The sequence below is a fragment of the Aerococcus sanguinicola genome (assembly GCF_001543145.1).
Classification (GTDB): domain Bacteria; phylum Bacillota; class Bacilli; order Lactobacillales; family Aerococcaceae; genus Aerococcus; species Aerococcus sanguinicola.
Genome location: NZ_CP014160.1, coordinates 1,480,561 through 1,492,761 on the forward strand (window position 1 = coordinate 1,480,561; position 12,201 = coordinate 1,492,761).

The following is a 12,201-nucleotide window of genomic DNA, read 5'->3' on the forward strand; positions in this document are numbered from 1 at the left end:
TTGCAGATACAAGACCATAAGCCCGAAGATTGGTTGGGGCGGAGTGCCATTGAAGACTTGGGACCAGATATCCACGGCGTTCAAGTCTGGGGACCTAAGACCAATGAGAAGTTTCAGACCACTTTGCTGGATTGGTATGACCAACATGGCCGCACCCTTCCTTGGCGCGAATCGATATCAGCTTATGCCGTTTGGGTCTCCGAAATCATGCTCCAACAGACCCAGGTGGACACGGTTATCCCTTACTATCAGAACTTCATGCAAAAGTTCCCGGATATTCAATCCTTGGCCCAAGCTGGAGAAGCGGACCTATTAAAGGCTTGGGAAGGCTTGGGTTATTATTCTCGGGTTCGCAATATGCAGGTGGCTGCCCAAACAATTATGGACGATTATGATGGTGAGTTTCCCAGTGACTTAAAGGAAATCCAATCACTTAAGGGGATTGGTCCTTATACAGCAGGCGCCATTGCTTCGATTGCTTTCAATGTTGCGACGCCAGCTATCGATGGCAATGCCATGCGGGTCTTCGCCCGGCTTTTTACAGTGAGTGCAGACATTGCCCAGGCTAAGAACCGGAAGATTTTTCAGGCATTGGGCGAGTATCTCGTGGATCCTAAACGTCCAGGTGATTTCAACCAAGCCATTATGGACCTGGGTTCGAGTTATCAAAGGGCCAAGGATCCTAATCCAGAAGCCAGCCCCCTAAGAGACTTCAACCTATCGACTTTAACGGGGACGACCTTGGATTATCCTGTCAAAAGCAAAAAAGCCAAGGCCAAGCATTACTACTATGATGCCTTGGTATTGGAAGATAAAGCTGGGCGGGTCCTTATCTGCCAGCGCCCCGAGACGGGTTTATTGGCTAAGATGTGGACCGTCCCCCTCCTTGAGCGCAAGGAGGCGGCTAAAGAAGACATGCCACTCGGTCCTCTCTTCGCCGACCAAGTGGCTGAAGACGACCAGGCGATCTACGACAATTTACTTGCCGAAAGCCAAGCCCACTACCATGTCAGTCCTATCTTCTACAAGCGCCAGCTCGCCGAAGTCAAACATGTCTTCAGCCACCAAGTCTGGCACATCCGCGTCTACCAAGGCCAACTAAAGGAAGACCCTGACCAAGTCATCGACCGCTTAACCAAGCAAGGAGCCAGCAACTGGTCCTGGCTCAAACTCAGCGACATGACCCAGCATGCCTTCCCCACCGTCCAAATGAAAATCTGGCAAGCCTATGAAAAGAACAGGGTGTGAGCAAGAGCGGTTAGACTTGAATGACTGGAGCCCAAGCGGAAAAGAACGGCTTTAGCCGATCGTTCCGATTGGGTGAAGTCACTTCAAGCCTGCTCTTGCGAACCCGACTACACAGGGTGTGAGGGAGCGCGGGTAGAAGTGGACCTCTGGAGCAAAAAGCTTGAGAAGGGTGCAAGCCTTCGAAAGATTTTTTGTGAAGAGGAGCCACTTCTGCGCGACCGAACCCGACTAGAACAGGGTGTGAGAGGATGCGGTAGAAAGGGACCTCTGGAGTAAAAGACCAGAGAAGGCTGGAGGCCTTCGATGGGCATTTGCGAAGAGGAGCCCTTTCTGCATCCTCGAACCCGACTAAGCAGGGTGTGAGACTTGGCGTTCAGGCTTGGATGACTGGGAGCAAGCAGGTAACCAGCGAAAGCCCCAAAGCAATCAGTTAATAAGAGACAAAGCAAAAAGGCTGAGCTTTAAAACTCAGCCTTTTTTATGAACTTTCGAATACTTCACAATCAAATCGAAAGGGCGACAGCTAGTGCTGGCGGCGCTTTTTCTTATGCTGTTGTTGGCGCTGGCTTAGCTGGCAATAACGTTCATACCACAAGTCTACATAGGCCTTAGAGAAGGGGCCTTTGCCTTCTTCAATCCAGCGGTTCAATTCATAGAGATGGCAAGTGACGATATAGTCTATATCGTAAGGATAGGCCATCTTTCGACCATGGTCGAGGTATTCATCTACATCGAGTAACTTTTTATCGCCATTCGGAAAGACTTTGATATCTAAATCATAGTCAATGTATTTAAGGCCGTCCTTGTCCATAATATAAGGGGAAGCCAGGTTACAATAATACGATGTACCTTTTTGGCGGATCATCGTGACAATATTGAACCAGTACTTCTTATGAAAATAGAGAAGGGCGGGCTCGCGTGTTACCCAGCGCCGACCATCGGATTCACTGACAAGGGTATGGTCATTACAAGCAATGATACTCTGATCAGAGGTCTTGAGCACCATACAATCATGCCAAGTGCGATGCAAACTGCCGTCATGTTTATAGCTTTTGACTGCGATGTATTCTCCTTCTTGAGGATTACGCATCAAAAAACCTGCTTTCTGCATCAGTATTCAATCTTATTCTTAAATAGTATAACATAGCTTGGCTAAAAATAGAATTTTTAATTAGAAATTATTAAAGAGAGTCTGCTGTTCGATTAGCTAAATTTTTATGCTACAATAAATGGAAAGAATATAAACGAGGAGTTAGATTTATGAGGGAATTCAACAAGAAAAGCCTGCTAGCCATGCTAGCGACAGTGGTTGTCGGTTTCATCATTATTGGCGGGTCCTATGTGATTGGCCAGCGGCGAGAAGAGGCGCGTTTGGCCGAGGAAACAGCGCTCTTCCAGGGACATAACCAAGGAGAGCAAAAGACAGATCAAGCACCCAGTCAGTCGGGTTCGTTAGACCAGGCGGCAGCAGATTTTGAACAGAACCGTGAGAACACAACAGCAGCTAAATATTTGGCCTATGTCAACCGGGAAGCGGACCAAGTCGGCGTCTTAGCTGTGGATTCGCTCAACCAAACCGCCGATTGGTTGGAAACGGCAGTAGCTGGTCTCAAGGATAAAGGTTTTGACCAGCTTGCCGTTAATAAGTTAAACTACAGTGGCATGTCAACTGCAGATCTCTTAGCCAGTGGCTATGCCCAACAAGTAGCCGATAGCGAGGGTCAACTTATCTTAGTTCCCCTGAACCTGGCGGCTGAGGCCCAGGCTGGGATCGATGAAGCGGGAAGTAAAGCGAATATTGAACGCATTTATCGCCAGCTACGTTTGGCCAAACCTGAAGCCCTACCGATTTTTGTTATTAGTCCTAGCTTGAATAATGACGAAGATAGTGATGCCTATAAGGATAAGATCGCTAAGGTCCTCGATGATTTGAACTATAACTATTACGATATGTGGGCTGATTTCAAGGATAAGTTAGCAGCTGACGACTTAAACTTGGAAGAACTTTATTCTGAGGATGGGCAATTGACCAACCAGGGGGCAGACTTATGGAGTCGATTGCTGACTAAGGAACTAAGCGAAACCACAATCGATGCCCGCCACGGTTTCAAGGGCAAAAATGATGATCTCGACCAACTAAAAGAGGCCGAAGCCAAAATTAGAGACGAGGAAGCCCGCGCCCAAGCGGAAGCGGAGGCCCAGGCACAAGCCCAAGCGGCTGCCCAATCAGAAGCAGCAGCTGAGTCTTCAAGACGGGCAGAGTCAGAAGCCCAAGCAGCTAGCCAATCGCGTGCCCAAGCTAGTCAGGCCGCTCCAGCCCAGGGCCAGCAAGGCAATTGGAACGCGAATGGCAATCAAAATTATCAAAACAATCAAAATAACCAGCAGAACAATTGGAATGCGAATGGCAACCAAGGTAGCTATAACCCGGCTAACCAGTGGCAAGGGTCCGGTGGTAATCAGCAATACGGTAACGGCAATGCGAATGGTAACCAAGGAAATGCTAATTGGGGAGCACAGAGACAATAATAAGATTCAGTAGACAATGTAGAGAATTAAAGTCAAAAGGCCTTTCCTTAGGGGGAGGCTTTTTAGTTGGGTTCGGTCGCGCAGAAGCGGCTCCTCTTCACAAAGCGCCGTCGAAGACTTTCAGTCTTCTCTGGTGCTTTGCTCCAGAGGTCCACTTCTACCCGCGCTCCCTCACACCCTTCCTAGTCGGGTTCGACTTGGCAGCTTTCGTGTCACTTCACAAGTCTCCGCCGCAGTCTATGAGACTGCTCTGGCGACTTGCTCCAGTGAACGAAAGCTAACCGCCAAGTCTCACACCCTTTCCTAGTTGGGTTCGCAAAGGCAGAAAGGGAGTGACTTCAGCAAAGTGGAACGACCGGCTAAAGCCGCTCTTATCCTCTTTGCCTCCAGTCATCCCTTTCTGGACGCCTTTGCTCACACCCTTTCCTTAATGAGCGAAAGTTAATGCACTAGTTAGTGAATTATTGCTATAATGAGGGTGATGTGAATTTTGATGAGGTTGATTCATTGGCTTAGGGACTTTTAGGGCTTAAGCGGGTGAGAGGCCTATGTACTGGCAGCCTGCATTTGCCAGATTAAGGAGATATAGAATGGAATTGCTTGATGACTTATTTGCCCTGTCTGGGATTGAATCCCCTCAAACGATTCGCGAGGCTATGCATAACTATGCTCTAAGCGAAGAATTTGACCAGACCTATGCTTACGGTGGCGCTTTGGGGGCAGTCTACCATAAACGTTTCACCCGTTTTGTGCTCTGGGCACCCCTGGCTCAGCAAGTAGATCTACTTGTATTTAAAGACTTGTATAGCGAATTGTACGATTCCTATCCGATGAAGCGGCAAAAAAAGGGAACTTATGAAGCGAGTATAGCAGGGGACTGCCACAATCTGGCCTACAGCTACCGCCTTTATTTTCCGGATGGGAGCTGTGTTTATTCCCAAGATCCCTATGCCAAAGCAGCCACGGTGAACAGTGGCCGGTCGGTAGTTGTTAATCCGACTAGCGCTTATCCTGAGGCTTGGGAAGAAGACCAGGGGCCTAAGATGGACGCAAGTGAAGTGGTGATCTATGAAGCTAATATTCGCGACCTAACTGCTGCCCCTTCTTCTGGTGTTCGCTTTCCCGGTAAGTATCTAGGCCTAGCGGAATCTGGAACGAAAACGGCCCAGGGCTTGGCAACAGGGCTCGATTATTTAGCTGATTTAGGAATCAGCCATGTCCAACTGATGCCTTTCTTTGACTTTGCCACGGTTGATGAAGAGCGAGAGAGTGGGCGCAACTATAACTGGGGGTATGATCCCCAGAATTATTTCTTGCCGGAGGGCTCTTATGCTAGCGATCCTTTTACCCCAGTGACCCGGCTTATAGAAACCAGGCAAATGATCCAGGCCCTCCACCAGAAGGGGCTGGGGGTGATTATGGACGTGGTCTTTAACCATGTTTATGATGAAGAGAGTCATCCCTTGATGCTTACGGTGCCGGACTACTATCTGCGCTTCCATGAATCGGGCCATCCCGCTAATGGATCAGGGGTGGGGAGCGAGCTAGCCACAGAGCGGCGGATGATGCGTCGTTATCTCTTGGATGCCATCCGTTATTGGGTAGAAGAGTACCATGTGGATGGTTTCCGTTTCGACTTGATGGGCTTGATTGATGTGGAAACCATGCAAGCCGTTCGCCAGTTGGCTGACCAACTGGGCCCCAATATTATTATTCTGGGCGAGGGGTGGAATATGGGCCACTGCCTAGCGGACCAGGATAAAGCTTGCTTGGAGAATGCCAGCCAGCTCGAGGGAATTTCTTTCTTCAATGACCGCTTCCGCGATGCCTTGCGGGGGAATGACTTTGAGGAGGGCCACGATACCGGCTTCATCTCTAACAAAAAGCACATGGAATTTCAAATTGTTGAGAATTTGAAGGGGAGTCAGACCCTCAATGGGGAGGACTACCACTTCCATGCCCCCCAGCAGCTCATCCAATACTGTGCGGTCCATGATAATTGGACGCTCTGGGATAAGTTGGCCATCACTCGGTCTCATGAAGTAGTTGGTTTCCGCCGTCGCCGTCAACTCTTGGCCAATACGCTGATTGCATTAACAGAAGGCATTCCTTTCTTTCATTCCGGCCAGGAGTTCCTGCGCAGTAAACTCAATCTGCGAAATACCTACAATGCACCGGTCGAGATTAATGCGCTGGATTGGGACAAGCGCGATGATGAAATCGAAGCGGTGACTTACCTTAAGGATTTGCTGGATTACCGCAAGAAGCACGAGGTTTTCCGCTTAACTTCTTTTGCAGCGATTTATGATCACTTAGAAATTTTAAGGGCGGATTCGCAAATCATCATAGCAGTCTACCAGGCCGCTGACCGGCAAATCTTAGTTGCTTATAACGCGAGCAAATATAAGCAGCTTGTCTCTTTGCCAGAAGGAACTTGGAAGCTAAGAGCCAGCGAGGGACGCTTCTACACAGATGAAGAAATGCGTGAAACTTATCAAGAAGAAGCAGAACTAGCCTTTCTAGCCGCAACGATATTTGAACAAGTGACAAAATAAAATTTAAAAAGGCCTTGAAGTTTGGAAAAAGTTAACTTCAAGGCCTTTTTGTTGATATTTTTAGTTGACGGCTATTTTTCAAGTCCTTTAAGGCTATCGGCTTGAAATTTGTCATCAACGTGGTGGAGATGGTAGCTGCGGACTAACATATTGAGCCGCATTAGACTTTCCTCATAACGAATAATCGTGGAGGTAATCAAGATAATCGCATTCGATCGTTCAAGCTGGGAAGTATCTGTCTCATCTTCTGAAAGCCGGGCAGCTTTGAACATGTTGTCGATTAGGTGTTGGCGGTATTGGGAAGTGGACTGGAAGAAGTTCACTTCAGTGGGAGAAATCCGCCCATCGAACTTAAGAAAGATTTGTTCGTGGGCTGCACACAGGGTTTCAATCCGCTCGCGAATCTCTAAACGTAAGCTATCCGGCAATTCAAAGACCACATTGGTATGTTCATGGAGCAAACGGAGGAGGCGGGTGGAATGGTTGAGGGCTTGGATGAAGCTGCGAAGGATGACCAATTTACGTTTGAATTCGGTAATCCCTTTGCCCCTCCAGACTCTTTCTTCTTTGAGTAGTTCAAAGAGTTCTTGGATGTGGCGGATCTTATGCCTTGCCCATGAGAGGTCAGAATTCAAGGTCGAATACTCACCATTTTTTCTAAGAATAGCTCTCAAGCGGATGCTGATCTCTGTATTTGTTGTATTAATTTCATCGTAGACCACCGCATCATATTTGGGCGGGAGGATGAAGAGGTTGACCAGAAAGGCGATAATGACTCCAAGCAAACTCTCAATCACCCGCTTGCTGGCGGTGAGAATGATTTCCTGGTCCGAATCAAAGGGGGAGAGCATGATAATAACCACTGTCATCGCAGCAATAGAGATGGCGTTGGACAATTTCATCGAATTCATCAAGACAATAAAGATAATAACAGTTAAACCAATAATTCCCGCATTGCGGCCAAAGAGCGTGGTCATGATGACGGCACAGAGCCCCCCCATGAAAGCAGCGATAATACGATTTGACATTGATTCCCAAGTTTTGCCAACGGATTGTTGCATGGTTAAAACGACTGTAAAGGCCGGCATCGTTGGATCGATATGGGGTAAAAGACTCGAAATAATAATGGCCACCATAACACCAATGCCAGTCTTAATCGTTCGGGCACCCAATTTCATTTTTGCTTTTTGTCTCCTTTGCAGATAATTTGTTGTAGCTTGCTTCCCTATAAGCTTACCATTGTTTGTTAGATAGTAAAGCCTTATTGCGCCATTTAGAATAAAATTTAAGGCTGGGGCTAGCGCCTCCCTTTAATAAGAGGTATACTGATATAGAATGGAATAATTATAATGTGAGAGGAGGAGAAAAGATGACGCGCCCTGTGATGGATAATGAAAGTAAATACGCCAAAACCATTACTGCCCTACGCGAACATAAAGTGAGGATCACGCCCCAGCGAGAAGCAATTATTAAATACCTCATTGAGACCAAGGACCATCCGACAGCAGAGGATATTTTCAATGAACTGTCGCCGCATTTTAAGAGCATGAGCCTGGCAACCGTCTATAATAATTTGAATCTCTTGACCCGGATGCACCTCGTCCGTGAATTGAATTATGGGGATGATGCTAGCCATTTCGACTTTGATTTGGATCGCCATTACCATGTGATCTGTGAGCACTGCGGCCGGATTGTCGACCTCTATTATCCGATTCTCTATGAGTTGGAGTCCTATGCGGCTGCCTATACAGGCTTTAAGGTCAATAACCATCGTTTAGAAATTTATGGCCTATGCCAAGACTGTCAACTTGAACGCCAAGAAACGGAAGACCATGGCTAGTCGAATTGCCTTAAAAATAAGTTATGATCAAGCGTGATGAAAAAAGAAGCTAGGCTCATTGTCCCAGCTTCTTCTTTACTTTAGGCCTAGTCTTCGGCTAACTCCTTGGCCTTGTCATGGCCAGCTAGAAGGCTTTCGATTATAGTGGAGCGGATTCCCAAGGCTTCAGCGGCTTGGACTTCAGCGATGGTTGTGCCGGCAGGCGTACAGACCATGTCCTTTAATTCACCAGGGTGGAGCTGGCTTTCTTGGGCCATCTTAGCTGCTCCCAGCATGGTCTGACTAGCAAAATCATAGGCATCTTGCCGGGGCATTCCAGTAAGAACTGCAGCATCCGCCATGGCTTCAAGGATCATGTACATGAGAGCTGGCCCTGATCCGGATAATGCCGTTACCGTATTCAAGAGGTCTTCACCCACAAAACGGGCTTGGCCTAAACTGGAAAAGATAGCTAGAAGGCCATTTCGGTCATCAGCTGTTAGGCGGTCATTGCCGACAATACCTGCCATTCCGGCACCAACCTGGGCAGGCGTGTTCGGCATAACGCGGGCAAATTTCTGGTCTGCTCCCAGTATTTGCTTGGCTCGCTCAAGGCTCAGGCTAGTGGCGATGGAGACCACTAGGGAAGAGGGAGCGAGTTGGTCTTGGATTTCCCGGATAACGCCTTCAATGTAGGCTGGTTTAAGGGCTAAGATCACATAGTCAGCCCCGGTAACCGCCTCTTGGTTGTCAGTGAAGCAAGTGATAGCAGGAAGCTTGGCAAATTTTTTAAGGGTATCGGCATTAGGATCTGCAAGGCGAACTTCCATCGTTTGGAAGGGCGGATTTTCTGAGATCCCCCGAGCGATAGCGCCGCCCATATTTCCTGCTCCGATAATCGAAATGATTGGCATAAATCTGACTCCTTTAATTTTTTTTACTATTATAGCACAAATCCTATTCCTCAAACTTAAATCCCAAGGAGGCCTAGCAAATGTTGAGCGCAATCAAAAGCACCCTCAGTTACTGGACGAAAGTGTATTTAGCCTTTCGCCATCGTTTGTCCATTATTACTGGATCTCTTTTGCTCCTTTTAGCTACCATCATTCTTTGCCTGCCCTTTATCAATACTTATCAGGGAAAAGTGGACCAAGACTTGAGCCAAGAATTCACCCAGCTTGAACCCTATTTTACTGGTCAGACACCGCGACATTTATCGGCTAATTCTTTTTCAGCTGGTTATTTTGAAGAAACGGACCATAGAGGACAAGACCAAGTTGCTGACTTGCACTTCTACTATTTTCCTAGTGCTGAAGAGCTAGGAGAGATTGAAGCCTCTGACCAAGCTTACTTTGTTTTTTTACCAGACCAATATTTTTACCGGCTAAAAGATGGGCAAGGGGGACAGGGGGCCTACCCTAGTCATTGGCAAGTTCCACAAAGTATGGATAAATTATTAGATGACCTAGAAACTTTTCAAGAGAAAGAACAAGCCCAAAGTCGCTTTGTGACTCTACTAGCTTTCCGCCATATTTTCTTTGTTTTTCTGGTATTTGCCTATAGCTTTTTAACAGCGACATATCTCAACCGGAGACGCCGGGTTTCTTTCCCCCAGTTGATGAATTTTGAAGATTGTTTTACTTTAGTGACCTTAGCAGCACTTCCAGGCTCAGTTTTAACCCTACTACCAGCCTTTTTCACCCAACAGCCAAGTCTTTTAGCTCTGAGCTTTATTATCATTACGAGTGGGCTTTTGTTGGGCCAAATCAAATTAATTGCAAAAAAATAGAAAAAGTCTTTGACAAAAGAAGGAATACTTGGTAAACTAATTTTTGTCGTTTGAGAGAGCGCCAGTCGCTCGAAACGCAAACGAAAAAAATAAAAAAACTTGTTGACAAGAAACAGACAAGTTGATATGATAGTTGAGTACTTCTCGAACGGGTTTAATTTTTTTAGAAAGAACAAAAAAACTTTTAAAAAATGCTTGACACGCATTCGAGAGATATGATATTATTAATGAGTCGCTTCGATGAGGTGGCGAGATAGACCTTTGAAAACTGAACAAAGAAGACGAACCAATTGTGTAGGGCATCAACTTCGAGTTGATGAACCAACAATTCAAACAATAAATAGTTGAGCAAACAACTATAAAAAGTCAGCAATAACGAGCTTATCAAAGCTCATGAATCTTTCATGAGAGTTTGATCCTGGCTCAGGACGAACGCTGGCGGCATGCCTAATACATGCAAGTCGAGCGAACCGACGAAGTGCTTGCACTTCTGACGTTAGCGGCGGACGGGTGAGTAACACGTAAGGAACCTACCTATGAGCGGGGGACAACATCCGGAAACGGGTGCTAATACCGCATAGTAATTTGTCAGGCATCTGACAAATTGGAAAGACGGCTTTTGCTGTCACTCATAGATGGTCTTGCGGTGCATTAGCTAGTTGGTGGGATAAAAGCTTACCAAGGCCATGATGCATAGCCGACCTGAGAGGGTAATCGGCCACACTGGGACTGAGACACGGCCCAGACTCCTACGGGAGGCAGCAGTAGGGAATCTTCCGCAATGGGCGCAAGCCTGACGGAGCAATGCCGCGTGAGTGAAGAAGGTTTTCGGATCGTAAAACTCTGTTGTAAGAGAAGAACAAATTGTAGAGTAACTGCTACAGTCTTGACGGTATCTTACCAGAAAGCCACGGCTAACTACGTGCCAGCAGCCGCGGTAATACGTAGGTGGCAAGCGTTGTCCGGATTTATTGGGCGTAAAGGGAGCGCAGGTGGTTTCTTAAGTCTGATGTGAAAGCCCACGGCTTAACCGTGGAGGGTCATTGGAAACTGGGAAACTTGAGTGCAGAAGAGGAAAGTGGAACTCCATGTGTAGCGGTGGAATGCGTAGATATATGGAAGAACACCAGTGGCGAAGGCGACTTTCTGGTCTGTAACTGACACTGAGGCTCGAAAGCGTGGGTAGCAAACAGGATTAGATACCCTGGTAGTCCACGCCGTAAACGATGAGTGCTAGGTGTTGGAGGGTTTCCGCCCTTCAGTGCCGCAGTTAACGCATTAAGCACTCCGCCTGGGGAGTACGGCCGCAAGGCTGAAACTCAAAGGAATTGACGGGGACCCGCACAAGCGGTGGAGCATGTGGTTTAATTCGAAGCAACGCGAAGAACCTTACCAAGTCTTGACATCCTTTGACCACTCTAGAGATAGAGCTTTCCCTTCGGGGACAAAGTGACAGGTGGTGCATGGTTGTCGTCAGCTCGTGTCGTGAGATGTTGGGTTAAGTCCCGCAACGAGCGCAACCCTTATTGTTAGTTGCCAGCATTTAGTTGGGCACTCTAGCGAGACTGCCGGTGACAAACCGGAGGAAGGCGGGGATGACGTCAAATCATCATGCCCCTTATGACTTGGGCTACACACGTGCTACAATGGATGGTACAACGGGCTGCGAACTCGCGAGAGTCAGCGAATCCCTTAAAGCCATTCTCAGTTCGGATTGCAGGCTGCAACTCGCCTGCATGAAGCCGGAATCGCTAGTAATCGCGGATCAGCACGCCGCGGTGAATACGTTCCCGGGTCTTGTACACACCGCCCGTCACACCACGAGAGTTTGTAACACCCGAAGTCGGTGAGGTAACCTTTTGGAGCCAGCCGCCGAAGGTGGGACAGATGATTGGGGTGAAGTCGTAACAAGGTAGCCGTATCGGAAGGTGCGGCTGGATCACCTCCTTTCTAAGGATATAACGGAATACACAATCGTCACTTTGTTCAGTTTTGAGAGGCCTATCTCAAGCGAAATGGAAAGTAACCGGGCCTGTAGCTCAGTTGGTTAGAGCGCACCCCTGATAAGGGTGAGGTCGATGGTTCGAATCCATTCAGGCCCATTAATTAAATAAAAAATCCTATGGGGGATTAGCTCAGCTGGGAGAGCGCCTGCTTTGCACGCAGGAGGTCAGCGGTTCGATCCCGCTATTCTCCATAGCAACCAATGCGGTTGCAACTTGTTCTTTGAAAACTGAATACTGCAAGTAATAACCATATTT

8 protein-coding genes, 2 tRNA genes and 1 rRNA gene are annotated in these 12,201 nt (G+C 47.5%); 8 read left to right on the top strand and 3 right to left on the bottom strand.

Translation table 11 applies throughout. The annotated features are described in order from the left end of the window. On the top strand, window positions 1-1,248 hold the full coding sequence (gene mutY / locus AWM72_RS06565; protein WP_067975133.1) for an A/G-specific adenine glycosylase: 1,248 nt from the start codon (window positions 1-3) through the stop codon (window positions 1,246-1,248). Window positions 1,249-1,771: 523 nt separating this feature from the next. Here the strand turns inward: mutY and AWM72_RS06570 are convergent. After that, window positions 1,772-2,338 carry a DUF402 domain-containing protein gene (locus AWM72_RS06570; protein WP_067976595.1) on the bottom strand — a complete coding sequence of 189 codons (567 nt, stop codon included), beginning with the start codon at window positions 2,336-2,338 and terminating at the stop codon, window positions 1,772-1,774. Between the two features lie 170 nt (window positions 2,339-2,508). On the opposite strand from AWM72_RS06570, the gene AWM72_RS06575 reads away from it, so the two are divergent. Both AWM72_RS06575 and pulA read left to right on the top strand, forming a co-directional pair. Then, window positions 2,509-3,777, top strand: coding sequence for an SGNH/GDSL hydrolase family protein (locus AWM72_RS06575; RefSeq protein ID WP_067975136.1), 1,269 nt, complete (start codon window positions 2,509-2,511; stop codon window positions 3,775-3,777). 590 nt (window positions 3,778-4,367) lie between these two features. Further along, the gene (gene pulA / locus AWM72_RS06580) at window positions 4,368-6,332 is read left to right on the top strand and encodes a type I pullulanase (RefSeq protein ID WP_067975140.1); all 1,965 of its coding nucleotides are present in this window, start codon (window positions 4,368-4,370) and stop codon (window positions 6,330-6,332) included. A gap of 71 nt (window positions 6,333-6,403) precedes the next feature. On the opposite strand, the gene AWM72_RS06585 is transcribed toward pulA, so the two are convergent. Further along, window positions 6,404-7,510 (bottom strand): FUSC family protein, encoded by a 1,107-nt coding sequence (locus AWM72_RS06585; protein ID WP_067975142.1) that lies wholly within the window; start codon window positions 7,508-7,510, stop codon window positions 6,404-6,406. Window positions 7,511-7,716: 206 nt separating this feature from the next. On the opposite strand from AWM72_RS06585, the gene AWM72_RS06590 reads away from it, so the two are divergent. Further along, window positions 7,717-8,172 carry a Fur family transcriptional regulator gene (locus AWM72_RS06590; protein WP_198434471.1) on the top strand — a complete coding sequence of 152 codons (456 nt, stop codon included), beginning with the start codon at window positions 7,717-7,719 and terminating at the stop codon, window positions 8,170-8,172. A gap of 86 nt (window positions 8,173-8,258) precedes the next feature. Here AWM72_RS06590 and proC read toward each other — a convergent pair whose 3' ends face one another. Continuing rightward, window positions 8,259-9,065 carry a pyrroline-5-carboxylate reductase gene (proC, locus tag AWM72_RS06595; RefSeq protein ID WP_067975149.1) on the bottom strand — a complete coding sequence of 269 codons (807 nt, stop codon included), beginning with the start codon at window positions 9,063-9,065 and terminating at the stop codon, window positions 8,259-8,261. An 80-nt stretch (window positions 9,066-9,145) separates the two neighbouring features. Between proC and AWM72_RS06600 the strand changes: the two genes are divergently transcribed. From AWM72_RS06600 to AWM72_RS06615, 4 genes are all read left to right on the top strand, one after another. Beyond that, window positions 9,146-9,940 (top strand): hypothetical protein, encoded by a 795-nt coding sequence (locus tag AWM72_RS06600; RefSeq protein ID WP_067975154.1) that lies wholly within the window; start codon window positions 9,146-9,148, stop codon window positions 9,938-9,940. A 400-nt stretch (window positions 9,941-10,340) separates the two neighbouring features. Continuing rightward, window positions 10,341-11,890 (top strand): 16S ribosomal RNA (locus AWM72_RS06605). A 78-nt stretch (window positions 11,891-11,968) separates the two neighbouring features. Then, a tRNA-Ile gene (locus tag AWM72_RS06610) sits at window positions 11,969-12,042 on the top strand. A gap of 22 nt (window positions 12,043-12,064) precedes the next feature. Beyond that, window positions 12,065-12,137 (top strand) — tRNA-Ala (locus tag AWM72_RS06615). The last annotated feature ends 64 nt before the right edge of the window (window positions 12,138-12,201 follow it).

Bases quoted from the DNA above. Each gene is read 5' to 3' on its own strand.
- AWM72_RS06570 (WP_067976595.1), bottom strand. From the start codon at position 2,338: ATGCGTAATCCTCAAGAAGGAGAATACATCGCAGTCAAAAGCTATAAA.
- AWM72_RS06575 (WP_067975136.1), top strand. From the start codon at position 2,509: ATGAGGGAATTCAACAAGAAAAGCCTGCTAGCCATGCTAGCGACAGTG.
- pulA (WP_067975140.1), top strand. From the start codon at position 4,368: ATGGAATTGCTTGATGACTTATTTGCCCTGTCTGGGATTGAATCCCCT.
- AWM72_RS06585 (WP_067975142.1), bottom strand. From the start codon at position 7,510: ATGAAATTGGGTGCCCGAACGATTAAGACTGGCATTGGTGTTATGGTG.
- AWM72_RS06590 (WP_198434471.1), top strand. From the start codon at position 7,717: ATGGATAATGAAAGTAAATACGCCAAAACCATTACTGCCCTACGCGAA.
- proC (WP_067975149.1), bottom strand. From the start codon at position 9,065: ATGCCAATCATTTCGATTATCGGAGCAGGAAATATGGGCGGCGCTATC.
- AWM72_RS06600 (WP_067975154.1), top strand. From the start codon at position 9,146: ATGTTGAGCGCAATCAAAAGCACCCTCAGTTACTGGACGAAAGTGTAT.